19 protein-coding genes are annotated in these 26,156 nt (G+C 69.5%); 8 read left to right on the forward strand and 11 right to left on the reverse strand.

Features of this window, described 5'->3' with window-relative positions; genetic code table 11:
* Positions 1–2: 2 nt before the first annotated feature.
* The 3 genes from ACQP1N_RS29860 to ACQP1N_RS29870 all read right to left on the reverse strand — a co-directional run bounded on the left by ACQP1N_RS29860 (position 3) and on the right by ACQP1N_RS29870 (position 8,145).
* Positions 3–3,563, reverse strand: coding sequence for a bifunctional glycosyltransferase/CDP-glycerol:glycerophosphate glycerophosphotransferase (locus tag ACQP1N_RS29860; protein WP_433227747.1), 3,561 nt, complete (start codon positions 3,561–3,563; stop codon positions 3–5).
* A gap of 53 nt (positions 3,564–3,616) precedes the next feature.
* Entirely contained in the window at positions 3,617–7,084 is a 3,468-nt protein-coding gene (locus tag ACQP1N_RS29865; RefSeq protein WP_433227748.1) for a CDP-glycerol glycerophosphotransferase family protein, read from the reverse strand.
* Positions 7,085–7,206: 122 nt separating this feature from the next.
* Positions 7,207–8,145, reverse strand: a complete 939-nt coding sequence (locus ACQP1N_RS29870) for a LysR substrate-binding domain-containing protein (protein WP_433227749.1) — start codon at positions 8,143–8,145, stop codon at positions 7,207–7,209.
* 501 nt (positions 8,146–8,646) lie between these two features.
* Between ACQP1N_RS29870 and ACQP1N_RS29875 the strand changes: the two genes are divergently transcribed.
* Positions 8,647–9,201 (forward strand): peroxiredoxin, encoded by a 555-nt coding sequence (locus tag ACQP1N_RS29875; protein WP_067803712.1) that lies wholly within the window; start codon positions 8,647–8,649, stop codon positions 9,199–9,201.
* A 67-nt stretch (positions 9,202–9,268) separates the two neighbouring features.
* Positions 9,269–9,811, forward strand: a complete 543-nt coding sequence (locus ACQP1N_RS29880) for a carboxymuconolactone decarboxylase family protein (protein WP_433227750.1) — start codon at positions 9,269–9,271, stop codon at positions 9,809–9,811.
* A 57-nt stretch (positions 9,812–9,868) separates the two neighbouring features.
* Here the strand turns inward: ACQP1N_RS29880 and guaA are convergent, their stop codons facing one another.
* Positions 9,869–11,434: a glutamine-hydrolyzing GMP synthase gene (gene guaA / locus ACQP1N_RS29885; RefSeq protein ID WP_174548889.1), complete on the reverse strand. Its 1,566-nt coding sequence runs from the start codon at positions 11,432–11,434 to the stop codon at positions 9,869–9,871.
* Between the two features lie 228 nt (positions 11,435–11,662).
* On the opposite strand from guaA, the gene ACQP1N_RS29890 reads away from it, so the two are divergent.
* Positions 11,663–12,595: a zinc metalloprotease gene (locus tag ACQP1N_RS29890; RefSeq protein WP_433227751.1), complete on the forward strand. Its 933-nt coding sequence runs from the start codon at positions 11,663–11,665 to the stop codon at positions 12,593–12,595.
* On the opposite strand, the gene ACQP1N_RS29895 is transcribed toward ACQP1N_RS29890, so the two are convergent.
* Positions 12,592–13,320: a DNA alkylation repair protein gene (locus ACQP1N_RS29895; protein ID WP_433227752.1), complete on the reverse strand. Its 729-nt coding sequence runs from the start codon at positions 13,318–13,320 to the stop codon at positions 12,592–12,594. The two genes, ACQP1N_RS29890 and ACQP1N_RS29895, sit on opposite strands and share 4 nt — an antisense overlap.
* A gap of 166 nt (positions 13,321–13,486) precedes the next feature.
* Here ACQP1N_RS29895 and ACQP1N_RS29900 point away from each other — a divergent pair, with 166 nt between their 5' ends.
* Both ACQP1N_RS29900 and ACQP1N_RS29905 read left to right on the forward strand, forming a co-directional pair.
* The gene (locus tag ACQP1N_RS29900) at positions 13,487–14,392 is read left to right on the forward strand and encodes a zinc metalloprotease (RefSeq protein WP_433227753.1); all 906 of its coding nucleotides are present in this window, start codon (positions 13,487–13,489) and stop codon (positions 14,390–14,392) included.
* A gap of 351 nt (positions 14,393–14,743) precedes the next feature.
* Positions 14,744–15,460, forward strand: coding sequence for a VOC family protein (locus ACQP1N_RS29905; RefSeq protein ID WP_433227754.1), 717 nt, complete (start codon positions 14,744–14,746; stop codon positions 15,458–15,460).
* A 139-nt stretch (positions 15,461–15,599) separates the two neighbouring features.
* Here the strand turns inward: ACQP1N_RS29905 and ACQP1N_RS29910 are convergent, their stop codons facing one another.
* Positions 15,600–16,355 (reverse strand): XRE family transcriptional regulator, encoded by a 756-nt coding sequence (locus ACQP1N_RS29910; protein WP_433227755.1) that lies wholly within the window; start codon positions 16,353–16,355, stop codon positions 15,600–15,602.
* A gap of 186 nt (positions 16,356–16,541) precedes the next feature.
* Between ACQP1N_RS29910 and ACQP1N_RS29915 the strand changes: the two genes are divergently transcribed.
* Together ACQP1N_RS29915 and ACQP1N_RS29920 are read left to right on the forward strand one after the other, a co-directional pair.
* Positions 16,542–17,210, forward strand: a complete 669-nt coding sequence (locus tag ACQP1N_RS29915; protein ID WP_433227756.1) for an ATP-binding protein — start codon at positions 16,542–16,544, stop codon at positions 17,208–17,210.
* A complete protein-coding gene (locus ACQP1N_RS29920) occupies positions 17,197–17,343 on the forward strand; it encodes a hypothetical protein (protein WP_433227757.1) in 147 nt (48 codons plus the stop codon). The genes ACQP1N_RS29915 and ACQP1N_RS29920 overlap by 14 nt, the downstream gene beginning before the upstream one ends.
* Positions 17,344–17,452: 109 nt before the next feature.
* On the opposite strand, the gene ACQP1N_RS29925 is transcribed toward ACQP1N_RS29920, so the two are convergent.
* The 5 genes from ACQP1N_RS29925 to guaB form a co-directional block, all read right to left on the reverse strand.
* Positions 17,453–19,204 (reverse strand): GMC oxidoreductase, encoded by a 1,752-nt coding sequence (locus ACQP1N_RS29925; protein ID WP_433227759.1) that lies wholly within the window; start codon positions 19,202–19,204, stop codon positions 17,453–17,455.
* 9 nt (positions 19,205–19,213) lie between these two features.
* Complete coding sequence (locus tag ACQP1N_RS29930) at positions 19,214–20,794, reverse strand: succinic semialdehyde dehydrogenase (protein ID WP_433227760.1); 1,581 nt, start codon at positions 20,792–20,794, stop codon at positions 19,214–19,216.
* A 90-nt stretch (positions 20,795–20,884) separates the two neighbouring features.
* Complete coding sequence (gene glpD, locus ACQP1N_RS29935) at positions 20,885–22,624, reverse strand: glycerol-3-phosphate dehydrogenase (RefSeq protein ID WP_067799312.1); 1,740 nt, start codon at positions 22,622–22,624, stop codon at positions 20,885–20,887.
* Between the two features lie 136 nt (positions 22,625–22,760).
* Positions 22,761–23,876 carry a GuaB3 family IMP dehydrogenase-related protein gene (locus ACQP1N_RS29940; RefSeq protein ID WP_433232861.1) on the reverse strand — a complete coding sequence of 372 codons (1,116 nt, stop codon included), beginning with the start codon at positions 23,874–23,876 and terminating at the stop codon, positions 22,761–22,763.
* A 113-nt stretch (positions 23,877–23,989) separates the two neighbouring features.
* Positions 23,990–25,486 carry an IMP dehydrogenase gene (gene guaB, locus ACQP1N_RS29945; RefSeq protein ID WP_067799308.1) on the reverse strand — a complete coding sequence of 499 codons (1,497 nt, stop codon included), beginning with the start codon at positions 25,484–25,486 and terminating at the stop codon, positions 23,990–23,992.
* A gap of 254 nt (positions 25,487–25,740) precedes the next feature.
* Between guaB and ACQP1N_RS29950 the strand changes: the two genes are divergently transcribed.
* Complete coding sequence (locus ACQP1N_RS29950; RefSeq protein WP_067799304.1) at positions 25,741–26,130, forward strand: DUF5319 domain-containing protein; 390 nt, start codon at positions 25,741–25,743, stop codon at positions 26,128–26,130.
* The last annotated feature ends 26 nt before the right edge of the window (positions 26,131–26,156 follow it).

The raw sequence follows: 26,156 nt of genomic DNA on the forward strand, positions 1-26,156 counted from the left end.
GCTCAGGTCTCCCCGAGGAGGCGGTCGACGACCCTGGCCGCGGCCCGGCCGTCGTCGTGCGGGCAGTACTTCACGAAGAACCGGTCGTAGGCGTCGGCGTAGCGCCGTTCACTGTCGGGTGCCGCCCTGACCTCCCTGGCGACCTCCGCCGACGTCGTCACGACCGGTCCCGGAGCCTCCGCCTCGAGGTCGAAGTAGAGGCCGCGCATATGGTCGCGGTAACGCTCCAGGTCGTAGGTGTAGAGGACGATGGGGCGGCCTAGGACGGCGTAGTCGAACATGGCGGACGAGTAGTCCGTGACGAGGACATCGGCCACCATGTAGAGCTCGGCGATATCGGGGTAACGGGACACGTCCAGGAGGAAATCGTCCGTCGCCGTAGGAGCTCGGTCGGTGACGAGGTGATGGGCCCGCAGTAGAAGGACGTGGTCGTCGCCCAGGGCCTGCCGCATGGTCTCGATGTCGAGTTCCAGGGAGAAGCCCTGCCTGCCGGGGCCGTGGCGCCGGTCGTCCCGCCATGTGGGTGCGTAGAGGACGACCTTCTTCCCGTCGGGGATACCTAGGCCCTTGCGTACACGGGACTCGACGTTCTCCCATTCGGGGGGACTGAGGACGTCGTTGCGCGGATATCCCGCCTCCAGGACCTCCCCCTCGTAGCAGAACGCGCGACGCATGAGCCGGGTCGCGTACGGGCTCGGGGACAGCAGCAGATCCCATCGCGGCACCTCCCGCTCCGTCCAGTCCACCCAGTCCATGCGTCCTGTGCGCTGGTACGGCATGTCCCGAAGGTCGTAGCCGAGACGCTTCAGCGGGGTGCCGTGCCATGTCTGGACGTAGGTCTGGCCGTCACGCTTGAGGTACCAGGGTGGAAGCCCATGGTTGGTGATGATGTGCCGAGCCCCCGCGAGGACGCGGTAGTGCTCGCGGCTTCCCGCCAGGACGGTCCTGGCCTTCCCCTCGACCACGAACTGGTTGTCCTGGGTGACCCACACGCATTCCAGGTCCGGATTGCGGAGGACGAGTTCTTTATAGATGGCCTTGGGGCTGCAGCTGTATTGGGTGCCGCCGTAGCTGTCGAAGACGACGAGGTCCGACAGTGGGCTTCGCAGATAGGCGGGGTAGTCCCGCTGCTGGAGCAGTGCTTGTGCGCGTCTTCCTCGCTCGTCGTCGCCCAAGGCGGGACGGCTGCGCAGCGTCAGCGCGTCGACCTGGTGTACGCCGATCTCGAATTCGTGGGTGCCGACGCGTCGCCGGCCGGGCAGGCCGGGGATCGCCTCACGTTCGACGACCACCGCCACTTCCCCGGAACGCATGTGCGCCAGCACATCCCATGTTCCGCTGCTGAGCGGCAGGTCCGTTCCGAACACGGCCATCGCGGCGGGCGTGAACGCGGCGGTGAAGCGGTGCTCCTCCCAAGTGACGGGGATGCGGTGCTCGTCGCCCGAGCAACGCCGGCGCAAGAGGAAGTGGTCTGGCCGGTCCTGCGGATCGGCGAAGTCACCGTTGAGGGTGAGGAGGCCGCTCACGTCCCATGCGGCGGTCCTGACGACCGGGCGGGCCGTGCGCTCGACGGCGCGCAGATTGCCGAACGCCGTCCGCATGAGGGCGACCTCCCGGACGGGTCCGGCACCCGCCGGCGGGTTCGGGACGGGCAGGACGTACCGGACGGGCTCGACGTCGCTCGCGACGGTGACCCGCAGCGGGCCGCCCTCGCCGGTCAGCCGGATGTCCCAGTCGATGGCGTCCCGCAGGTGCGTCCGATAGGGCGCGGGGCCGTCGGGGGCGGAGGTCAGCGACGTCAGCGGGAGCCTCGCCGTGAAGTCGAACCCGGTGCCCTCCGCCATGCGCATGACGGCCGACTGGCGCAGCGTCACCTCGCCGTGGACCTCCTGTCCCCCGTGCCGGCGGGACGCGACCACGGCGGCGTCCGTGCCGAGGGCACGTCGCGTCCAGCCGGCCAGTTCGAGCACGTCCCCGTCGCGGTGGATCCGGAGGAGGACGGCCTTGGCCCGTTTGACGTGGATGGCGAACACGTCGTCGTCACCGGCCGCCGGCTGGACGGCCACGTGCTCGTCCACCTGGCGCGCCTCCGTCCAGCGCACGGCCGGAGCCATGGCGGTCAGTCTCCGCACCGCCCTGTGTCCCGCCGTGGTCACCTCGGCGAACAGCTCGTAGGTGGCCGTCCGCCATCCGCCGCCGTCCAGCAGGTATTCGGGCTCCACTCGCACGATGAATCCCGACCAGTCGTAGGAGACGTTCGCCTGTCCGGACCTTGCCGTGACCTCCGGCTGGCGGACCCGTTTCACCGGCAGCCGGACCTCTTTGCCCGTCTTCGCATCCCGCATCCAGACCCTGATCCGGGAGTCGGTCACCGCGGATACGTCGAACCGGTCGAAGTGAGCGTGCCCTTCGATGATGAGGGTGTCGACCTCCCATTCGACACGGTCGACATCGGCCTGTAGGTCGATCTCGTCGGTGACGTCGTACACGTCCTCGGGAATGCCGCGTCCGGCCTCCCCAAAGAAGGGGTAGCCGGCGTACCAGCGCGGACGGAGGCGCCCCCTGGACACGATCGGGACGTCCCGGAGAAGCCCGTCCTCCTCGAAGCGGAGCACCTCCAGCAGTTCGGGCACCCTCCTTTGGCCGAGCAGGTGCAGCTCAAGGCGCCTGATCGCCTCCAGCCCCGCAGTACATGACCGGCCGGCGGCGGTGACGGCCTCCGCGCCCAGCTCGACCAGCCGTCCGCATTCCTCCAGTGTGGCAGCGGGCAAGGCGAGCATCAGCTCGTGCACATCCATGTCGAGCGCGTACATGTCGTGGACGGCGAGAAGCTCCGGCGCATGGTCGTGGACGCACTCCCGCACGGCTGCCAGGGTCGCCATCCGGCGAATGATGTCGGCGGGTTCGGGACGGGGGCGCGTGGCCGTCCCCGGACGGTCGCGCCGAAAGTAAACGGGCGTGTCCAGGACGTCCACGGCGGAGGCCCAGAGCTGCGCCTGCACGGCGACCAGGACGTCCTTGTCCTCCCCCAACTCGAACCGGTGTGCGTCCCAGAAGGAGCGCCGGAAAACCTTGTTCCAGAGCGTCCTGTCCCGTAGGAGAGCCGGGTGATGGATGACGTGCGTCGACTTCCTGGTCATCGCGTAGGGCTCGCTGTGCGGCGGTGACTGCCGCACCTGTTCGCCGTCCAGGCACATGACGTTGCCGCCGGCGAAGTCCGATCCGGTCGAGTCCAGAGTGCCGACCATCAGCTCGTAGGCGTAGGGCGGGAGCACGTCCTCACCGGCCACGAAGGCCAGATACCTGCCCTTGGCCTGTTCCACGCCGGCGTCGGCGGCCGTTGTGCCGGGGCTCGGCTGGAGCAGCGTGAAGCGGCCGTCGCGCCCGGCGAACTCCTTGGCGACGACCCCGCCGCCATCGTCCGGCCCGTCGTCCACCATGAGCACCTCGATATCGCGCAAGGTCTGCCCGGCGAGCGACTCCAGGCACTCGGTGAGGCGGTCGCCGGTGTCGCGGAACGGGACGACGATGCTGATGTGCGTGGGACTGATGTGCGGGGACACGAGTGACTCCGTGATGGGGGTTCGAGCGGGGCTCTTCGCCGCGCCGATGGGATTCAGTGAACGTCGTGGAGGACCCGGTCGAGGACGCGGGCGGCGGCGTGACCGTCGTCGTGCGGGCAGTACCGGGCGGCGAACGCGGCGCGCGCGTCCCGGAATCCGTCCGCCAGCACGTCCGGCTCGCGCAACGCGTCGATGACCTCCTGCGACGTGCTCAGCAGCGGCCCGGGGGCCTCCGCCTCGAAGTCGAAGTAGAAACCGCGCACATGGCCGCGGTAACGCTCCAGGTCATAGGTGAAGAACACCATTGGACGGCCGGTGACGGCGAAGTCGAACATGGCCGACGAGTAGTCCGTGACGAGCACGTCGCTGATGAGGAACAGTTCGGAGATGTCGGGGTAGACGGACACGTCCATGACGCAGTCGCCCGCCCGCGGCTTCGGCCGGTCGGTGACGAAATGGTGCGTGCGCAGAAGCAGGACGTGGTCACGGCCCAGCACCGCCCTGAACCGGTCGATGTCGAGTTCGAGGCGGAACGCGCGCTCTCCGATGGCGTGGTGCAGGTCGTCGCGCCACGTCGGCGCGTACAGGACGACCCGCTTGCCCTTGGGGATGCCGAGCCGCCGCCTGACCGCCGCCGCGATCTCGTCCCGGTGCGGGCTGCTCAGGGCGTCGTTGCGGGGGTAGCCGCTTTCGAGGACGTCCCCTTCGTAGCCGAACGCCTGCCGGAACAGCGGCACGGAGAAGTCGTTCTGCGCGAGGAGGAGATCCCACTGCGGAACGTCGTGCTCCATCCAGTCGACGTCCTCGGTGCGTTTGCAGGGCATCTGCTCGACGTCGCGCCCCAGCTTCTTCAGCGGCGTCCCATGCCAGCACTGCACGTACGTCTGGTAATTGCGTTTGGTGAACCATTCCGGCTGCGACCAGTTGCCGAAGACATAGCGCGCGTGGGCGAGCGCCTCGTAGTACTCCCGCGTACCGGCGAGAACGGTCCGGGCGCCCGGCGGTCTGCCGAACTGACCGTTCTCGGTGACCCACACGCACTCCAGGTCGGTTCCGCGCCGTCGAAGCTCCTCATAGATGCCGCGCGGGTTGCACGAGTATTGGCGTCCTCCGTAGGAGTCGAACACGGCGAGGTCGCGCACGGGAAGGTTGAGGTGGCGCCGGTAGTGCCCGGACCGCAGCTGGCTCTGCGCATAGGCTCCACACTCGTCGTCGTCCAGTGCTGTCTCGATCCGCAGCACCAGTTGGTCGGTCTTCTGCGCATGGACGGTGACGAGATGCAAGCCCGCTTCGAAAGGCTCGGGCAGGTCACGGAGGGTGTGGCGCCTGACGACGACGGGCTGTTCCTGCCCGCCGATGGTCGTGAGCACGTCCCATCGGCCGGCGACCAAGGGACGGGACAGGCCGAGCACAGACATGCGCGCGGGAGCGAACTTCGCGGTGAAACGGTCACCTTCCCAGACCAACCTGACGATGTGCTCCTCGCAGGAACGTCGTCGTCGGAGCGTCAGTGAATCAGGCTGTCCAACACGGTCGGTGCATGTTCCCGCCAGGTGCAGGGCTCCGTCGTCCGACCAGGAGACCCCGTCCACGATGAGCGCCCGTCCGCGCGCGACGATCCGCAGGGTGCTCCGCCGCGTCCTGGCGATCTCCAGCTCGCCGCCGGGGACGCGGAACGCGGTGCCGGCCGCGGCCGCGTCCAGGTACGGCTGCACGCCGCCCGGCAGGCTGATCTCCCACTCGCCCTGGCACCGGGCCAGCCCCGCCACGGGCAGCCTGGCCCGCATCCCCTCGCCCCGGGCCGCCTCGCCCTCCTCGCCCTCGATCCTTTCGACCGGGCCGGTCACCGTCGCCCGGCCCGTCTTCGGCGTCGCGGTGATGCGCGGCTCATCGCCGAGCGGGGCACGGCTCCAGCCGTCCAGGCACAGCTCACCGTCCTCCAGACGGCACCGGACGACCGCCGCGGGCGTCCGCCGCACCTGCACCACGAACCCGTCCCGGCCCGCGACGCCCTGCACGAGGACGCCCGGCGCGCACTCCCGGTCGTCCGGCCACCGCCGCCCGGTGAGCCGCGGGTTCGCGAACGTCGCGCGGCGCCGCAGCCCCCGGTTGACGATCTTCGCGTGGGGGACCCAGTCGGCGTCCCGCCAGCGTCCGAGCGTCTTCAGCGTGGACGGGTCGATCTCCGCGACGAACCCGGACCAGTCGTAGGAGACCACCGACTGCCCCGACCGGGCGGTCACATCCGGCCTGCGGACCCGGCGGACCGGGACGCGCAGCATCCCGCGCCGGTTCGCCGCCCTCAGCCGCAGCCGGATGCGGGACCCGTCCCCGGTGGAGGAGTCCAGGTGCCGGACGTAGGCGTGGCCCTCGATGCGGAGCCGCCCGTCCACCCAGGTCACCCGGTCGATCGCCGCGACCGGCTCCAGCTCGTCGGTCACGTCGTACACGTGCGCCGGAACGGCCCGCTCCTCGTCCTCGAAGAACGGGAACTCCGCATACCAGCGACGCCGCAGGCCGCGCCGGACCCTCGGCGCGTCCACCGCCTTCCCCGACTGGACGAACCACAGGACCTCCAGCAGCTCCGGCAGCATCCGCCGGCGGAGCAGGTGCAGTTGCAGCCGCGTCATCGCGGGCCGGCGCTTCAGCACGCGGGGGCCGATCCGGGCGGCCAGGTCCGCGCCGACCGCGACGAGTTCGTCGCGGTGCTCGTCCCGCGTCCTGGGAAGCGCCTCGAACAGGGCGTGAAGCTCCACCGGAATCAGGACATGCTCGTCGTAGGCGTTCAGCAGACGCGGTGCGTAGTCGGCCAGACCGTCCCGTACTACGCCCGCGGACGCCATGCGCCGGCTGATGTTGTCCCAGTCATAAGGGTCCTCTGTGGTGGACCCCGGCTGCTTACGCCGGTAGTAGACCGTCTCACTCAGGACGTCCACGGAACGAGCCAGCGCGTACGCGCGCACCGCGACAGGAGGCCCCTCGTAGTAGCCCGTGGGAAATTCGAGGCCGGCCTTGTCCCAGAACCCACGCCGATACACCTTGTTCCACGGCGTGCCGTCGCGCACCAGCACCGGCTTGGACAACACACGCGTCCCCGAGCACGGCTCCGTGAACACACCGTCATGCAGAGGCGACTGCCATTTGCGGTCGGCGTCCATGTGCTCGACGTTGCCGGACGCGATGTCGGAGCCCGTCCGGTCAAGGGAGCCGACCAGCCGCGCATAGGCGTCCCGCTCCACGACGTCGTCGGCATCGGCGAAGGCCAGGTAGTCGCCCTTCGCCTGCCGCACCCCCGCGTCACGGGCCGGTCCCGGGCCCTCGTGCTCTCGCGTGAGCAGGTGGAACCGCTGGTCGCGGGCGCACATCTCCTTCGCGATCACGGCGCCGTTGTCGGCGGACCCGTCGTCCACCAGGATCACCTCAAGGTCGCGCAGGGCCTGACCGGCGAGCGACTCCAGGCATTCCCGGAGGTACTCCTCGGTGTTGTGGAACGGCACGACCACGCTGAGCTTCGGGGACATGGGGCCTCCTCCTCGCCCCACCGATCATGATGACGACACGCCACCGCATGAACGCACATCGCCATGGCCGGGCCGTCCCCTGACGCAGACTTGACCTTGCCCGGCCGCGTTTTACCGGCGCGTTAGGTTCGGACGGCGCGGATGCCAGGGGCGACGCCGGAGTCGGCGACGGCGACCCGGACGCTCTCCGCGAGCGTCTGGAACTCCTCCACGCGCGGGCACGTCGACCGGAACCCGAGCCCGATCCTGCGGAACGGCGCGGGCGCCGCGAACCGGTGCAGGCCGAGGTTCGGCGCCCGGCGCGTCTCCACCGGCAGCGCGGTCTCCGGCACGAGCGTCACGCCGAGCCCGCCCGACACGAGCTGGACCAGCGTCGCCAGGCTCGTCGCGTAGGTCGCCGCCGCGGCCCGCGCGCCCACGTCCCGGCAGACCTCCAGTGCCTGGTCGCGCAGGCAGTGGCCCTGGTTGAGGAGGAGGACGTCCAGGTTGTTCAGGACCTCGCGCGGTATCTCCGCGCCGCCGAGGTCGAACCCGGCGGGCGCGACGAGCACGAAGTCCTCGTCGTACAGGGGGATCTCCGTCACGCCGGCCGCGGGCACGGGCAGCGCCAGGAGCACGACGTCCAGCCGGCCGGCGAGCAACTCCGTGACGAGGTGCTCGGTCTGCTCCTCATGTACCGACAGTTCCAGCTCGGGGAACTCCTTGGCGAGCCTCGGCAGGACGATGGGCAGCAGATACGGCGCAACGGTCGGGATCACCCCCACCCTGAGCGGCCCCACGAGCGGCCCCCGGACGGCCTTGACCTCGTCTACCAGCCGCTCCAGTTCCGCTAGGACGACCTCTGCGCGCCGCGCGACCCGCTCCCCCGCCGGTGTCAGCAGGACTTTCCGTGTCGTCCGCTCCACGAGCCGGGTGTCGAGGGTCTCCTCCAGCGCGGCCACCGCCCCGGACAGGGCGGGCTGGCTCATGCGCAGCGCGGCGGCGGCGTCCCGGAAATGCAGGTTCTCCGCGAGTGCCAGGAACGCCCGCAGCTGAGCCACCGTCGGTCTGCTGATCGCCATCTTGACCTGAACGTTACCCAACTCCGGTCACAGATCGTGACGCTCCACAGGTCATCGCCAGTGGCCTTCGCCACAGTTTGCGATCCCCGCAGGTCGGACAGCCCAGGCGCGGGTTCAGGGCGCTGGCCGGTTCACCGGTGGACTCGGGCGCGGGGAGGTGGGCCGGGAGTCCGCTGTGAGGCTTTCGTCGCTTGGTGTACGTTCGGCGCGCCGCGCTCTACACTGGCTCGCCACGGAGAGCAATGTACCTTTTGGGCACCTCAATGTGATTTACACCAAATCGACGCGCGGACATCTGGTTCGATGCTCTGCTCCGCCGCAGGTCAATGGGCTTCTCCTGGGATTGATAGGCATCCCCTATCACATCATTGGGATATATCGATTTCTCTTTTCGGGTGAGCTGCGGCACGCTGAGTGACATCGGCCGCCGAGGGTGCAACCCTGCGGCCCCTGGGCCTCCTCAGAGTGGAGGCGACCCTTTCTCAAGATGAAGGAGCATGCGTGCTTACTGTCGGTGACCAGTTCCCCGAGTACGAGCTCACCGCCTGCGTCTCGCTGGACGCCGAGAACGCGTTCGAGACGATCAACCACAAGTCCTACGAGGGCAAGTGGCGGGTCGTGTTCTTCTGGCCGAAGGACTTCACGTTCGTCTGTCCCACCGAGATCGCCGAGTTCGGCCGGCTCAACGAGGAGTTCGCCGACCGCGACGCGCAGGTGCTCGGTGCGTCCGTCGACAACGAGTTCGTCCACTTCGCGTGGCGCAAGGACCACCCGGACCTGCGCGAGCTCCCGTTCCCGATGCTGTCCGACCTCAACCGCGAGCTGTCCGAGGCCCTCGGCATCCTCACCGAGGACGGCGTGGCGCAGCGCGCGACGTTCATCGTCGACCCCAACAACGAGATCCAGTTCGCCATGGTGACCGCTGGTTCCGTCGGCCGGAACGTCAAGGAGGTCCTGCGGGTCCTGGACGCGCTGCAGAGCGACGAACTGTGCCCCTGCAACTGGAACAAGGGCGAGGACACCCTCGACGCCGCCAAGCTGATGGCCGGCGCCTGATCCGCCGAGCTCGTTCACGGCCGGCCGCCGACGGCGGCCGGCCGTTCGCACGAAAGGACGCATGACCATGAGCGTTGACGCGCTGAAGAGCGCCCTTCCGGGCTACGCCAAGGACACCAAGCTCAACCTCGGTTCGCTGACCACCACCTCCCAGCTCACCGAGCAGCAGCTGTGGGGGACGGTCCTGGCCTGCGCCCTCGCCACCCGGAGCGCCACCGTCATCCGGGAGCTGGCCGAGGAGGCGGGCGGCTACCTGTCCGCCGAGGCGTTCGAGGCGGCCAAGGGCGCCGCGTCGATCATGGCGATGAACAACGTGTACTACCGCGCCACCCACCTGATCGGGGACGAGACGTACGCGACACTGCCCGCCAGGCTGCGGATGTCGATCATCGGCAGGCCGGGCGTGGACAAGGTCGACTTCGAGCTGTGGTGCCTCGCCGTGTCCGCGATCAACGGCTGCGGACAGTGCCTGGAGTCGCACGAGAAGGTCGTCCGCGAGGGCGGCCTGTCGCGGGAGCTCATCCAGGAGGCACTGCGGATCGCCGCCGTCGTCAACGCGGCCGCCGCGACGCTGGACGCCGAGGCCGCACTGGCCCCCGCCACCGTCTGACCCGCGCACAATCCGAGGCCCGAGCGCGGATCGCGCTCGGGCCTCAGGCTCTGTGGGTCACTCCCACTCGATGGTGCCCGGGGGCTTGGACGTGATGTCGACCGTGACGCGGTTGATCTCGCGGACCTCGTTGGTGATGCGGGTGGAGATCCGCTGCAGGACGTCGTAGGGGAGCTTCGCCCAGTCGGCCGTCATCGCGTCCTCGCTGGTGACCGGACGCAGGACGATCGGGTGCCCGTACGTACGGGAGTCACCCTGCACGCCCACGGACCGGACATCCGCCAACAGCACCACGGGGAACTGCCAGATGTCGCGGTCGAGACCGGCGCGGGTGAGCTCCTCACGGGCGATGGCGTCGGCGTCGCGGAGGATGTCCAGGCGGTCACGCGTGACGGCGCCGATGATGCGGATACCGAGGCCGGGGCCGGGGAACGGCTGCCGCCACACGATTTCGGACGGCAGGCCGAGCTGCTCACCGAGCGCACGGACCTCGTCCTTGAACAGGCTCCGCAGCGGTTCGACGAGCTTGAACTGGAGGTCTTCCGGGAGGCCGCCGACGTTGTGGTGCGACTTGATGTTGGCCGCGCCGGTGCCGCCGCCCGATTCGACCACGTCCGGGTAGAGGGTGCCCTGGACGAGGAATTCGACCGGTTCGGCGCTGTCGCCGACGATCTCCCGGGCCGCCTCCTCGAAGACCCGGATGAACTCACGGCCGATGATCTTGCGCTTCTCCTCGGGATCGGTGACCCCGTCGAGGGCGGCGAGGAAACGGTCCTGTGCGTCCACGACGTGCAGGTTCACACCGGTGGCGGCGACGAAGTCCTTTTCGACCTGTTCCGGCTCGCCCTTGCGCAGCAGCCCATGGTCCACGAACACGCAGGTCAGCTGGTCGCCGATGGCCCGCTGGACGAGGGCGGCGGCGACGGCCGAGTCCACCCCGCCCGACAGCGCGCAGATCGCCCGCTTCTCCCCCACCCGCTGCCGGACGGCCTCGATCGACTCGTCCGCGATGTTCACCATCGTCCAGTTCGGACGGCATCCCGCGCCCTCGTACAGGAACCGCCGGAGGATCTCCATGCCGTGCTCGGTGTGGAGCACCTCCGGGTGGAACTGGACGCCGAAGAAGCCGCGTTCCAGGTCCTCCATGCCGGCGACCGGCGTGACGTCGGTGCTCGCCGTCACCGTGAAGCCGGACGGGGCGCGGCTGACGTAGTCGCGGTGGGACATCCACACCGCCTGCTCATGCGGCAGCCCGGCGAACAGCATGCCCGGGGACGCGACGGAGACGGTCGCGCCACCGTACTCGGCGACATCGGAGTTCTCGACCGTGCCGCCCAGGGCCTGCGCCATCACCTGGTGGCCGTAGCAGATGCCGAACATGGGGACGCCCAAGTCGAACAGGCCGTCCGGCGCGCCCGGGGCGCCCTTCTCGTACACCGATGCGGGCCCGCCCGACAGGATGATCGCCTTCGGCCGCTTGGCGAGCATCTCCGCCGCCGGCATGGTGGACGGGACGATCTCGCTGAACACATGGCATTCACGGACCCGCCGCGCGATCAGCTGCGCATACTGCGCGCCGAAGTCGACGACGAGAACGGTGTCAAAGGACTGGTCTGCGACCACCAACTGAGCCTTTCGCACGGCCGGGAAGGGGTCTCCAGTCTACGGGCCCGCTTGCCTGCACCGATGCGCCGCACCTCGACCCCCGATCATCACACACTGCGGTTGGCCGATAACGGACGGCATGCATTTACCGCGATCCCCCTCGCGGTGGCATTTCACTCTGATAGGTCTTGACCACACTCTGTGTCCGCATGGTTCCCATCCGCAAGCGACCACCCGAGGAGTGCCGTGAAGCTGCTCGCCGCCACCGTTCTGTTCGCAGCCGCCCTCGCCCCCGCCGTACCGTCCGCAGCGTCCGGGCCGTCCGCCTCGCGTGGGCGCATGGACGGCTGCGCACGGCCAGAGGCACGGCTACGGACGGGGGGCCAGGGCCAGGAGCGCAACGACCTGACCTCCGCGCAGGCCGCGACCGTGGAACTGGACCTCGACCAGATCCTGGACGGTCTGGCCCAGCCTCTGAGCGGCCTGACGGACGGCGCCGGCCTCCGTTCCGCGCCTCGGATCACCGTTCCCGTCTACTTCCACGTGCTTCACGACGGGGCGAAGGGCGACGTGTCCACGACGGAGATCATGCGCCAGATCAGCACGATGAACGCGTCCTACGGCGGACACAACGGAGGCGCGAACACCCGCGTCTCCTTCGCACTTCGCGGGATCACCCGTTCCGACAACGCGGCCTGGTTCCAGGATCCTGAACGGTACGAGGGCACCTACAAGCCGATGCTGCACAAGGGCGGCAAGGGCACGCTGAACATCTACAGCACTTACATGGGCGGGGATCTGCTCGGCTGGGCGACGTTTCCCTGGAAGTACAAGACCGACCCCGAGATGGACGGTGTGACCATCCACTACGGCAGCATGCCGGGCGGCTCCATAGAGCACTTCAACAAGGGCTTCAGTGCCACCCACGAGGTGGGGCACTGGCTCGGGCTCTACCACACGTTCCAGGACGGCTGCAGCAACAAGGGCGACCGGGTCGCCGACACCCCCGCCGAGCGCGATCCCTCGGACGGCTGCCCGTCCGGTAAGGACACCTGCCCCTCCCCTGGGGACGACCCGATCCACAACTACATGGACTACTCCTACGACACGTGCATGACGTCCTTCACCGCCGGTCAGGGCACCCGTATCCACAATGTGTGGAAGGCCTACCGCGCCTAGGACGGCGGCTTGCGGAGCCGAGCGGCCTCCGCGGCCGGGAGGCGGCGGACGGCCTCGCGGAGTGTCACGCCCGAGAGGGTGGCGAGACGAGGCTCGACCCACTGCACCACCCAGAACGGGTCCTTCTTGGCCAGCTCACGGAGGACCCATCCGAGAGCCTTGCGGATGAAGAACTCGCGCTCCCCTAGCAGCACGTCCCCGAACCGGCCGATTCTCTCCAGATCCGGGTTCCCCGCCCTGACGCCCGGAAGCAGAGCCAGGACGGCTGTACGCCGTATCCACATGTAGGGGTCGGTGACCCATGCGTCCAACACCGTTGCCAGCTCCGGGTGCCTGACGACCAGTCCGCCGACGACCTTTTCCGCGAGAGGGTCGACGTAGACCCAGCTCACCGAATCACGGACGAACCGTTCGGCCGGCCCCAGGTCGCGAGGCTCCAGCAGGGCGACTCGCTTAACCAGCACTTCCACCGCGGCCATGCGGGCCTCGTGCACGGGAACGCCCTCGTCGGTCACGTCCCAGAGGGTCTCAGCGAGGGCGAGCAGTTCATCCCGCGTGGGCGTGGCCTTCACCGTCGACAGAGCGACCTTGCGCAACACCGGGACGGGCACCCCGATGTGAATGAAGTCACTCTTCAGATAGCGCTTCTCGGCTCCGGCCCGAACCGGGTCCGCCTGTGCGCGCAATTCCGCCAGCACCCGCGCCGTCTCGGCCGTCACGTCCATGCCGGACACGCTACGCCGCGCGCTAGGGCGCCGTATTCAACATTGCCCGCCCCCGTTTGTTCAACTTTGCCAAAGACAGGACGTATGTCCACCCCCACTCTTGATCCCTGTTGACTCCGCTCCCACTGCGCGCGCTCCCCGCTCGCGCCGCTCCCCAAGGAGTTTCATGAAACGCGCTGGAATCGCGACCGTCCTCGGTCTGGCCGCCGCCTTCACGGCGTACGCGCCCGCCGCCCCCGCCACCCTGGCCGCGCCGTCCACCCTGGCCGCACCGTCCACCAAGTGCGCCGACCAGCCCGCGCAGGCCCGCGTCCGGGCCGGTGCCCACGTCACCGAACCGAACCAGCCGAGCGCCGCCAAGGTCGTCTCGATGGAGAAGGACTTCCACAACCGCCTCCGCAAGATCAAGAAGGTCCGCGCGGCCGCGGCCATCAATGTGAGGGTCCACTTCCACGTCATCTACGGCAGCAGCGGGGGCGACGTGTCCGACGCCACGCTGCAGCAGCAGTTGGACGTCCTCAACTCCGCCTACGCGGGCAGTGGTGTCTCGTTCACCCTTGCGGAGATCAGAAGGACGCAGAACGACGCGTGGTTCTCCGACCCCCAGTACTACGAGCGCGAAATGAAGACCGCCCTGCACACGGGCACCGCGCAGGACCTCAACATCTACACCGCCGACCTGGGGAACAGCCTCCTCGGCTGGGCCACGTTCCCCATCGGCTACCGCTCCATGCCCGAGATAGACGGCGTCGTCATGCACTACCAGAGCCTGCCGGGCGGCTCTCTCACCAACTACAACGAGGGTGACACCGCCACCCACGAAGTAGGCCACTGGATGGGCCTGTACCACACGTTCGAAGGCGGATGCAGCGGCGCCGGCGACGAGGTCGCCGACACACCCGCCGAGCAGAGCCCCGCCTCCGGCTGCCCCACCGGCAGCGACACCTGCCCCGCACCGGGCCTCGACCCCATCCACAACTTCATGGACTACAGCTACGACTCGTGCATGTACGAGTTCACGCCTGGTCAGGCCCAGCGCATGCAGGCCCAGTGGGCCGCCTACCGCGCCTGACCCCCTGACGTCCGGCGCCGGAGTACAAGGCCGCAGGCGCGCCCGAAATTCTCCGGCGCCGGACAGGCCCCTCAGCCGGGTGTGACCACCGCCCGGCGTCCCTGAGCGGGAGATCCGCACACATGGACGCCCTGAGATCCTCCGCCTCATGGCCGGCCATGAGGCGGAGGATCTCAATGTCCCGCAGGTCTGCCGCTCATCACGGCCTCAATGGCCACTCCGACTGACAACCAGCAGTAACGGCCGTGCCCTCACCCCAGGCGACGACCCCGCCTTTGGCGGGCGAATGCGGGCGCGGTTCTCATCCGCCTGGGCCTATGATCGGCTGGCGTGGCGCTACGACTTGTTCAGGTGAATTTCAAGGCTCGGGATGACTCGGCGCTCGGCCGGTTCTGGGCGGAGGTGCTCGGCTGGGGTGTTTCCAGCGAGGGACCCGGTGTGACCAACGTTGAACCCGTGGGCTTTGTCTGGCCGGACCCCGTCGCCGTCTGCGTCGATGTCGTCACCGTCCCGGACCCCGAAACGGTGAAGTACCGCGTGCACCTTGATCTCGCCACCACCTCGGCGGCCCATCAGGCGGAGTTGGTCGCGCGCCTACAGGATCTCGGTGCGACGCCCGCGGATGTGGGCCAGGGCGATGTCCCATGGACGGTTCTGGCCGACCCGGAGGGCAACGAGTTCTGTGTGCTGGAGCCTCGGGAGATCTACCGGGATACCGGGCCGATCGCCGCGGTGGTGGTCGACTGTGCGGATCCGCGGGCCATGGTCCGGTTCTGGGGCGAGGCGATCGACTGGACCCTGCACGAGGTGACCGATGATCATGCGGTGCTGCGTTCGGCCGAGGGTGTCGGGCCGTATCTGGAGTTCCTTCGCACGCCCGGCGTGAGGACATGGTGGAACCGCGTGCATCTCGACCTGCTGCCGTACCCCGTTGACGACAAGGAGGCGGAGGTGGCCCGGCTGCGGGCTCTCGGCGCCACCGACATCGATCTCGGCCAGGGCGACGTGCCGTGGACGGTTCTGGCCGACCCGGAGGGCAACGAGTTCTGCGTCCTCGGCCGGGGCTGACGCGGAGCTTCTTCACCTGCGGGTCGTGCAACGGACTCCTCGGCGGCCTCGTTGGCACTTTCTCGCACAGCGAGGCCGTCGTCGGCCTGATCGGCGCCGTCCTGGCCAAGCGGAACAACGAATGGACCGAAGGCCGCCGCTACTGGGTGGCGAGTTCTGCGATGGCGCGGCCGCCGTTCCAGAGTTCGGCGACGTGGTAGGCAAATCGGTCGTACAGCCCGTCTTCCTGCTGGCGTTGTATGTGGAGCATCGGGGAGTCGTGCCCCACCAGGTGCGCGAGATGTGGAGTCACGAGCATCTCGTCATCGAAGATGAAAACGCTCATGGCAATGTGATCGTCCCCGTAGCGGGCTTCGATGCCCGGCACGTTCATGACCTTGGACAGTTCATCAATGGTGATCTTGATCCGGGTGCCTACGGTGAGCGGCACGGATTCGAGTTCCTCGCGACGCCGTGTGACGTCGCTGTCGGGATCTCCGATCAGGAAACGGACTCGGCAGCCGTGTTCGGCCTTCCGGCGGAGGACGGCCCGAAGGTTGGGGATCTCCAGCCATAGGAAGTAGTTGGTGTAGCCGGCGAAGGTCAGTTCCTTGTTCGCTCCGCCTATGAGGCGGCGCCACACCGACTTCGGGCAGGCGGAGCGGTAGGGATACACCGCGAGGACCTCGCGGTCAGGTCCGGTCTTCACGTTTTTGCGGATGGTGTCAGGCCACAGCATGCCCTCATCAACTCCCAAGGCGTCCGAAGCTGCCCAGCGGTGACGCGGGTGGGGGGTGCGATCTTCGTCCGCCGCCCACCGTGCCACGGTCTTAATGTCCACTTGACAGGCTTCAGCGAGTTCCTTCTCTGTCAGTCTCGCGTTTGCCATGGCCTGTCTTAACGCGTCATTTGTCACACATACACCCTTTTGCTGGGCCGGATAGGACGTTCTCAACGCTAGCTCGAAAACGTCCTAGACGTCCCAGGAACGGTGTTCAGGTGTCCATGGGAGGGGCGCATCCTCGATGCCCCGGACAAGACGGGCTCGGACGCAGCGATTGCCCCGCTGGCCGAGCCCTTGACCGGAAGGTGGTTCCGGCCCATGGCAGATATTACGGGCAAATCGCTGGAGGAGTTGGCGGCGCAGCTTGCGCAACGAGGTGTCCGAGCGGAGATGCGCGGGAGAACGCTCATGGCGTCGCTGGGCGCACGTCGCGAGCAGGTGATCGTGTGCGACGGCCGGTGCTTCCGGTGGGGCGGGGAGCGCGGGCACGTGCTGGGCGAGGTGGGGCGTGAGGGTGCGGCGGCGGAGCGGGCGGTGCTGGTGCTGCGGCAGATCGCGCGGCATCCCGCTGACCACGGTCTGGACGTGACGTTCCTGGCGGCGCGGACGGCTCCGGGGCAGGTGCGGGCGCAGGTGGAGTTGCGGCTGGGCGCGTGGGGGCTGGCCGGGCTGCGCGATGAGGTGACGCTGATCGCCAGTGAGCTGGTCACCAACGCGATCCGGCACACCCCCGACCGCAAGATCCGGGTGCGGTTCACCCGCGAGGTGCGCGGGGTGCTGCCGGCGGTGTGGGACTCCTGCGACGCCCTGCCGGTGCGCAGGCGGGCGTCCAGTATCGCCTCGCCGGACGCGGCGGCGCTGGAGGCGGGCCACATGGAGGAGACGGGCGGGCGGGGGCTGCCGATCGTGGAGGCGCTGGCCTCCGCGTGCGGGGTGTCCCCGACCGTGCCGCACGGGAAGTGGGGGTGGGCACGTGTGGCGGCATGACGTGCTCGCGCTCGGCCGGGCGGCCGAACGGATCGCGGCGGAACGGATAAAAGTGAAGGGAGCGGGCGCGGCACTGGACCTGATCCTGAAGCACCGGATGTCCCCCACCAGGCAATGGGGTCAGCCGCTTTGAGGGCACGGCGGACCACAGCGCGCCGTTTTCCACAGGATCGCGTTCTGCTTCCAAGCCGTTCGCGGCGGCCCGAGAATCCGGTCAACGAGTCTGATCGGGGGTTGTCGTGTCAGGTGATGTCGACGATCGGAAGGTTCAGGGCCGCCGGGGCGGCGGCCGGGACGACCGGGTTCTTCGGGGCGACCGGGCTGAGACGGCGGTACGGCTCCCCCAGGGCGGGGCGAAGGTCGTCCTCGGAGCGGTTCGGCCAGAACGACATCGCGCGCTCGGCCTGGGCGGTGATGGTCAGGGACGGGTTGACGCCCAGGTTGGCCGAGACGGCGGAGCCGTCCACGATGTGCAGGCCGGGGTGTCCGTAGACGCGGTGGTAGGCGTCGATCACGCCGGACTCGGCGGAGTCGCCGATGACGCAGCCGCCGAGGAAGTGCGCGGTCATCGGGATGTCGAACAGATCGCCCCAGGAGCCGCCGGGGATGCCGCCGATCTCCTCGGCGATCCGGCGCGTCGCCTCGTGCCCCTCCGGGATCCAGGTCGGGTTCGGCTCACCGTGCCCGGCGGACGCGCGGACGTCCCACCCGAACGGCCCCCTCTTCGGGCGCAGCGTGATCGAGTTGTCGCGGGTCTGCATGACCAGCGCGATGACCGTCCGCTCCGACCAGTGCCGCACGTCGAACAGCTGGACGAGGTCGCGGGGGCGGCGCACCGCCTCGCGGGCGAACTTCAGGATGCGGGGCGTGTGCCGCTCGCCCGGACGGTCACCGTCCACGAGAAGCGTCTGCAGGCCGGCGAGGAGGTTGGAGCCCCGGCCGTAGCGGACGGGCTCGATGTGCGTGTCCGGGGCGGGATGGAACGACGAGGTGATCGCGACGCCCTCGGAGAAGTCGGGGCCGGGCCTGCCGTTGCGGCGGCCACCGCCGAGGATCGCCTCGGAGTTCGTGCGGGTCAGGGCGCCCAGCCGGCCCGACAGGCGGGGCAGGGCCCCGGCCGACTTGAGCTTGTGCAGGAGCTTCTGCGTCCCGTAGGTACCGGCGGCGAAGACGACCTGCTCGGTGGTGAACGTCTTGCGGTTGCGCCCGAACGAGCCCGTCCGGACGATCTCGACCTCGTAGCCGCCGCCGGGCAGCGGCCTGACCGACGTGACGCGGCTGAGCGGCATCACGCGGGCACCGGCCTTCTCGGCAAGGTACAGGTAGTTCTCGGTGAGCATGTTCTTCGCGCCGTGGCGGCAGCCCACCATGCACTCGCCGCACTCAAGGCAGCCGCGCCGGCGCGGGCCCGCCCCGCCGAAGTACGGGTCGGCGCTCTCGATCCCGGCGCCGCGCCCGAAGTAGACGCCGACCGGGGTCTTCACGAACGTGTCGCCCTTGCCCATCCCGTCGGCGACCTTCTTCATGACCTTGTCGGCCTCGGTCGTCGTGGGGTTCTGGACGACGCCGAGCATCCGCTTGGCCTGGTCGTAGTAGGGCGCCAGCTCGTCCCGCCAGTCGGTGATGTGCGCCCACTGCCGGTCCTTGAAGAACGGCTCCGGCGGGACGTACAGGGTGTTGGCGTAGTTGAGCGACCCGCCGCCCACACCCGCGCCCGCGAGCACCATCACCCGGCTCGACTTCGCCCCCCGGATGAGGTGCATCCGCTGGATGCCGGTCAGGCCGAGCGCCGGTGCCCAGAGATACCGCCCGATGCGCCAGTTCGTCTTGGGCAGCTCCGGATACCGGGATCCCGGCGCGCCCGACGGGTTCGTGTCGAAGCGGCGGCCCGCCTCGATCACGCCGACCTTGTAGCCCTTCTCGGTCAGCCGCAGCGCCGAGACGCTGCCGCCGAATCCCGACCCGACGACGAGCACGTCGAAGTCATGCTTCACGAACGATCCCTACTTGATGTGCAGCTTCTTCATGAGCTTGATGCCGGACGCCATGTAGTCGGCGAACTTGTCGTAGCCGATGCCGGCCGGCGGTTCGAGGTCCATGAGGTGCTGGCTGGCGATCGTCTGCACCTCGGTGAACTTCAGCAGGCCCTCGGCCCCGTGGCGGCGTCCCACACCGGACTGCTTCATCCCGCCCATCGGCGAGTCGTAGGACGCGTACGCGGCGCCGTAGCCGTCGTTGATGTTCACCGTCCCCGCCTGGATGCGGGCGGCGAGCCGGCGGGCCCGCGCCGGGTTCTTCGTCCACACCGACGCGTTCAGCCCGTACGGGGTGTCGTTGGCGCGGGCGACGACCTCGTCCTCGTCCCGGTACTTGTAGACCGCGACGACGGGCCCGAACGTCTCGTTCGCGCACAGGTCCATGTCGCCGTTGACGTCCGCGAGGATCGTCGGCTCGTAGAAAAGCGGGCCCACGTCGGGACGGGCCTTGCCGCCGGCGAGGACGGTCGCACCCTCCTTGACGGCCTGGTCGACATGCCGCGTCACCGCGTCCAGCTGGCGCCGGTGGGTCAGCGAGCCCATGTCGGCGTCGAAGTCGAGTCCCGCGCCGAGCCTCATGTCCTTGGCCAGCTCGACGAACCGGGGGACGAACCGGTCGTAGATGTCCTCGTGCACGTACAGCCGCTCGATCGAGATGCACAGCTGGCCGGCGTTGGTGAAGCACGCGCGGACGGCGCCGCGCGCGGTCCGCTCGACGTCGGCGTCCGGCAGGACGATCATCGGGTTCTTGCCGCCGAGCTCCAGCGAGTAGCCGACGAGGCGCGGCGCGACCTTCTCGGCGATGGCCTTGCCGCCGCGCGTCGACCCGGTGAACGAGACATAGTCGGCGTTCTCCACCAGCGGGTCGCCGATCTCGGCCGGCTCGCCGACGACGATCTGCCACAGGTCCTTGGGCAGCCCGAGCGCGACCAGCAGGTCCAGCACCCACAGGCTCGACAGGCACGTCTGGGTGTCCGGCTTGTGGATCACCGCGTTGCCCGCCATCAGCGCGGGCGCGATGTCGCCGGCCCCCAGCGCGAAGGGGTAGTTCCACGGGGCGATCAGCGCGACGACGCCCTTCGGGTGCCGCAGTTCCCGCACCCGTGTCAGCCCCGTCACCATGCCCTGCCGGCGTTTCGGCTTCAGCAGCCTCGGGGCCCGCCGGGCGTAGTACAGCGAGCACAGCGCCACATCGAGGAACTCCTCCATCGCGTGGCGGCGCGCCTTGCCGGTCTCCAGCTGGATGATGTCGAGGATCTCCGCACGCCGGTCGACCAGCGCGTCCGCCAGGCGGAGGAACGGCTTGACCCGCTCGCCGGCCGGCAGCGCCGCCCAGGCCCGCTGTGCCTCGCGGGCGCGCTCATAGGCCCCGCGGACGTCGCCGGCACCGGAGAGCGGAACGGTCGCGAGGGGCTCACCCGTGAACGGGCTGGGGATCGTCGCGCTGTCGGTGCCGTCCGAGACGACGTGGGAGGCCAGCCGGTCGATCAGGGGCTGGGGGAGCCTGTGCTCTGCCGCACCTTTGGCAGGGACCGTGGGGGATGCCATGCAGGCAGCGTAGGACCCCGCGATCATTTTTGCTACCCGCAAGTAACGCACTACTTGCAGTGATATGCCCCACCCGGTTCCGTTCCCAGGTCAGGGGGTGGCGATTGGGACGATGTCGGGGGCGCCTCGGCGGTGGGCGTCGGCTTCCTGGTCGCCGTCCTGGGTCTGGGAGGCTCGTTCGGCTTCCACCCGCTTGCGGTAGTACTCGATCTCGCGGTCGCGCTGCTTCTTGGACCAGCCGAGGACGGGGGTGAGGAGGTCGGCGGCCTCCTGCGCGACGCCCACGCCGCGGTCCCAGGTCTCGATGGAGATGCGGGTGCGGCGGGCCAGGACGTCGTTGAGATGGCGGGCGCCCTCGTGGGTGGCGGCGTAGACGACCTCGGCGCGGAGGTAGTCCTCGGCGCCGGTCAGCGGTTTGCCCAGGTCGGGCTTGTCGGAGATCAGGTCGAGCAGGTCGTCCACGAGGGTGCCGTAGCGGCGGAGAAGGTGCTCGACGCGGGCCACGTGCAGGCCGGAGCGGGCGGCCAGGCGGTGGCGGGCGTTCCACATGGCCTGGAAGCCGTCACCGCCGACGAGGGGCACGCGGTCCGTGCAGGATTGGGGGATCTTGCCGTCGAGGCCGTGGGCGACGGCGTCGATGGCGTCCTTGGCCATGACGCGGTACGTGGTGTACTTGCCGCCGGCGACGAGGACCAGGCCGGGGACGGGGTGCGCGACGACGTGCTCGCGGGAGAGCTTGGAGGTCTCCTCGGTCTCCCCGGTGAGCAGCGGGCGCAGGCCCGCGTAGACGCCCTCCACGTCGTCGTGGGTGAGGGGGGTGTTGAGGACGGCGTTGACGTGGTCCAGGACGTAGTCGATGTCGGCCTTGGAGGCGGCGGGGTGGGCCCGGTCGAGGTCCCAGGCGGTGTCGGTGGTGCCGATGATCCAGTGGCGCCCCCACGGGATCACGAACAGGACGGATTTCTCCGTGCGCAGGATGATGCCCGCCGAGGAGTGGATGCGGTCCTTCGGGACGACGAGGTGGATGCCCTTCGACGCCTTCACGTGGATCTGGCCGCGACCGCCGACGAGTTCCTGGATGTCGTCCGTCCACACTCCGGTGGCGTTGACGACCTGCTTGGCGCGGACCTCGCTGGTCGTGTTCGCTTCGAGATCGCGGATGCGCAGGCCGGTGACGCGCTCCCCTTCGCGGAGGAAGCCGACGCACTGGGTGCGGGACGCGATCTGGGCGCCGTACTCGGCGGCCGTCCGCAGCACGGTCATGACGTAGCGGGCGTCGTCGACCTGCGCGTCCCAGTACTGGATCGCGCCCGTGAAGGCGTCCTTGCGCAGGGACGGCGCGAGCCGCAGCGCGCCGCGCCGGGTCAGGTGCCGGTGGTGCGGGACGCCCCGGGTGCTGCCCATCTGGAACGCCAGCACGTCGTACAGCGCCACACCGGCGCCGAAGTACGCGCGTTCCCACACGCGGTGGGTGGTCGGCAGCAGGAACGGGACGGGCTGCACCAGATGCGGCGCGATCTGCTGCAGCAGCAGGCTGCGCTCGGTCAGCGCCTCCCGGACGAGGTCGAAGTTGTACTGCTCCAGGTAGCGCAGCCCGCCGTGGATCAGCTTGGACGAGCGCGACGACGTTCCTGACGCGAAGTCGCGGGCCTCGACCACCGCGACCGACAGTCCCCGGGTGGCCGCGTCCAGCGCCGCGCCCGCGCCGACGATGCCGCCGCCCACGACGACGACGTCGAACTCCTCGCGCGCCATGCGGTCGAGCGCCGCGGCCCGCTCGGCAGGGCCCAGCCGCGAGCTTCCAAGGCCGGTCACCGGTGATGCCGTCATCGCATATCCCCCCATAGCGTTCGGTTTCCCAGCAGTACCTACCCAAGAGTAGGGATGGGCCCACCCCGGAAACGATCGAGTTCCCTCCGGGGAGGTCCAACAGCCGGGACAAACCCCGACGCGCGAGGGGGTCCGCTCAGTCGGTGGACCGGCGGGGAGCCACCACGACCTGGACCCGCTGGAACTCCTTCAGCTCCGTGTAACCGGAGGTCGCCATGGCGCGGCGCAGCGCGCCGATGAGGTTCATGGAGCCGTCCGCGACATGGGACGGCCCGTGCAGGATCTGCTCCATCGTCCCGATCGTCCCGAGTTCGAGGCGGGTGCCGCGCGGGACGTCGCCGTGGTGCGCCTCGCTGCCCCAGTGGTAGCCGCGTCCGGGCGCCTCGGCGCAACGGGCGAACGGCGACCCGACCATCACGGCGTCGGAGCCGCAGGCGAACGCCTTGGCGATGTCGCCGCTGTTGACCATGCCGCCGTCGGCGATCACGTGGACGTACCGTCCGCCGGACTCGTCCATGTAGTCGCGGCGGGCGGCGGCGACGTCCGCGACCGCGGTGGCCATCGGGACGGCCACGCCGAGGACGGTCCGGGTCGTGTGCCCGGAACCGCCGCCGAACCCGACCAGCACCCCGGCCGCGCCGGTGCGCATCAGGTGCAGCGCGGCCGTGTAGGTGGAGCAGCCGCCGACGATCACGGGGACGTCGAGGTCGTAGATGAACTGCTTGAGGTTCAGCGGCTCGGCGCGTCCCGACACGTGCTCGGCGGACACGGTCGTCCCGCGGATCACGAACAGGTCGACGCCCGCGTCGATGACGGCCTTGTGGAACTGCGCGGTGCGCTGCGGCGACAGCCGAGCCGCGACGGTGACGCCCGCGTCCCGGACCTCCTGGATCCGGCGGCCGATCAGCTCCTCCTTGATCGGCTCGGTGTAGATCTCCTGGAGCCGCCGGGTGGCACCCGCGTCGTCCAGCGAGGCGATCTCGGCGAGCAGCGGCTCGGGGCTCTCGTACCGGGTCCACAGCCCTTCGAGGTCGAGGACGGCGAGGCCGCCGAGCCGGCCGACGGCGATCGCGGTGGCGGGGCTGACGACGCTGTCCATCGGGGCGACGAGCAGCGGGATCTCGAACCGGTAGGCGTCGATCTGCCAGGCGACGCTGACCTCCTTGGGATCGCGCGTCCGGCGGGACGGCACGATGCCGATGTCGTCGAAGGCGTACGCCCGGCGGCCGCTCTTGCCACGGCCGATCTCCACCTCAGCAGCCACTGCGCCCTTCCTCCACGTGATCGGTGTTCCCGGCGACCCCGGAACCAAGCCCCGGAAGAGCTTACGTCACCCGTCCCGGCACGTCGCACGGGCGGCGGGCGTCAGCGGCCCTGGTAGTTCGGGGCTTCCACCGTCATCTGGATGTCGTGGGGGTGGCTTTCGCGGAGGCCGGCGACGCTGATGCGCATGAGCTGGCCGCGCTCCTGGAGTTCGGGGATCGTGCGCGTCCCCGCGTACCACATGGACTGGTGGAGGCCGCCGACGAGCTGGTGCGCGACGTTGGCGAGCGGGCCGCGGTAGGGCACCTGGCCCTCGACGCCCTCGGGGATCAGCTTCTCCTCGGAGGTGACGTCGGCCTGCGCGTAGCGGTCCTTGGAGAACGAGGCGCCGCGCTCGCGGTTGCGCATCGCGCCGAGCGAGCCCATGCCGCGGTACGACTTGTACTGCTTGCCGTGGACGAAGATCAGCTCGCCCGGGGACTCCTCGATGCCGGCGAGCAGGCTGCCGAGCATCACCGTGTCGGCGCCCGCGACCAGGGCCTTGGCGATGTCACCGGAGTACTGCACGCCGCCGTCCCCGATCACCGGGACGCCCGCCTCCTTCGCCGCGCGGGACGCCTCGTGGATCGCGGTGATCTGCGGGACGCCGACGCCGGCGACGACGCGGGTGGTGCAGATCGAGCCGGGGCCGACGCCGACCTTGACCGCGTCGGCGCCCGCCTCCACCAGGGTCTTCGCGCCCGCGTAGGTGGCGACGTTGCCGCCGACGACCTGGACGGACGAGCTCCCCTTGATCGCGGCGATGGTGTCGGCGACGCCCTTGGAGTGGCCGTGCGCGGTGTCCACGATGATCACGTCGGTGCCGGCCTCGATCAGGGCGCGGGCACGGCGGACGGCGTCCTCGCCGACACCGACGGCCGCGGCGACGAGCAGCCGCCCGCCGGCGTCCTTGGTGGAGTTGGGATACTGCTCGCTCTTGGTGAAGTCCTTGGTGGTGATCAGGCCCTTGAGCCGGCCGTCGGCGTCCACCAGCGGGAGCTTTTCCACCTTGTTGCCCCGCAGCAATCGGAACGCCTCGTCCCGCGACACGCCCACCGGCGCGGTCACCAGCGGCATCGGCGTCATGACCTCGCGGACCGGACGGGACAGGTCCGACTCGAAGCGCATGTCACGGTTGGTCACGATGCCGACCAGGACGCCCCGCACATCGGTGACCGGCACGCCGGAGATCCGGTAGTGCGCGCACAGGGCCTCGACGTCGGCGAGCGTGGCGTCCGGCAGGCAGGTCACCGGGTTGGTGATCATCCCGGACTCGGACCGCTTGACCCGGTCGGCCTCCTCGGCCTGCTCCTCGATCGGCATGTTGCGGTGCAGGACGCCGATGCCGCCCTGCCGCGCCATCGCGACCGCCGTCCGGGCCTCGGTCACGGTGTCCATCGCCGCCGAGACGAGCGGGATGCGCAGCGAGATCTCGCGGGTGAGGCGGGTCGTGGTGTCGGCCTCGCCGGGCTGCATGTCGGAGTAGCCCGGCAGCAGGAGCACATCGTCGAAGGTCAGGCCCTGCGGGAGGAACTTGTCGGGCTCGGCGGCGGGGTTCATGACAACCTTCCCGTGGTGGTGGCGGCATCGGGCCAGGTCGCGAGGGCCCTGCTTCCATGGTAGGGCGTGCGCCCGCGCCGGGACGGGCTGTTGCCCGCGACCGCCGCGTGGTCTTGCTGACATCACGCAACAAGCAGGACGGTCCTGAACATTCCCGGCCTATTTCGGACACGCGCGCACGCCGCGTGATTGTTCACGCACAAAGAAGACTCGGGGGGTGCACCTCGCGGGGCGTCCCGCAGTAGCGTGGGAGTGTGCACGATGACGCACCGCTCGACCCGTTCGCCGGAGATCCGGATGACCCGGCGGCGGCGCTCGGCGACCCAGGTGGCGATACCGCTCCGCTCAGCGTGACGGAGCGGGAGGACGTGCTGGCCGACATCGCCGACCTGGAGGTGTTCCGGGCCCTGCTGGAGCCGCTCGGGGTGCGCGGGCTCACCGTCGACTGCGGCGACTGCGGCAAACTCCACTACATCGACTGGGAACTGCTGCACGGAAACCTGCGCCACCTGCTGGACGAGGGCCTGCCCCGCGTGCACGAACCCGCCCTGTCCCCCGATCCCGTCGACTACGTGAGCTGGGAATACGCCCGCGGCTACGTCGATGGCGTGATCGACAGCGAAGAGGGACGCGACGACGGCTGACCCCGCCGCCCTGGCCGCCCGCTAGT

Source organism: Actinomadura formosensis (assembly GCF_050948385.1).
GTDB lineage: Bacteria > Actinomycetota > Actinomycetes > Streptosporangiales > Streptosporangiaceae > Spirillospora > Spirillospora formosensis.

Bases quoted from the DNA above. Each gene is read 5' to 3' on its own strand.
- ACQP1N_RS29870 (WP_433227749.1), bottom strand. From the start codon at position 8,145: ATGGCGATCAGCAGACCGACGGTGGCTCAGCTGCGGGCGTTCCTGGCA.
- ACQP1N_RS29915 (WP_433227756.1), top strand. From the start codon at position 16,542: ATGGCAGATATTACGGGCAAATCGCTGGAGGAGTTGGCGGCGCAGCTT.
- ACQP1N_RS29880 (WP_433227750.1), top strand. From the start codon at position 9,269: ATGAGCGTTGACGCGCTGAAGAGCGCCCTTCCGGGCTACGCCAAGGAC.
- ACQP1N_RS29865 (WP_433227748.1), bottom strand. From the start codon at position 7,084: ATGTCCCCGAAGCTCAGCGTGGTCGTGCCGTTCCACAACACCGAGGAG.
- ACQP1N_RS29895 (WP_433227752.1), bottom strand. From the start codon at position 13,320: ATGGACGTGACGGCCGAGACGGCGCGGGTGCTGGCGGAATTGCGCGCA.
- guaB (WP_067799308.1), bottom strand. From the start codon at position 25,486: ATGAACCCCGCCGCCGAGCCCGACAAGTTCCTCCCGCAGGGCCTGACC.
- glpD (WP_067799312.1), bottom strand. From the start codon at position 22,624: ATGACGGCATCACCGGTGACCGGCCTTGGAAGCTCGCGGCTGGGCCCT.
- ACQP1N_RS29930 (WP_433227760.1), bottom strand. From the start codon at position 20,794: ATGGCATCCCCCACGGTCCCTGCCAAAGGTGCGGCAGAGCACAGGCTC.
- ACQP1N_RS29900 (WP_433227753.1), top strand. From the start codon at position 13,487: ATGAAACGCGCTGGAATCGCGACCGTCCTCGGTCTGGCCGCCGCCTTC.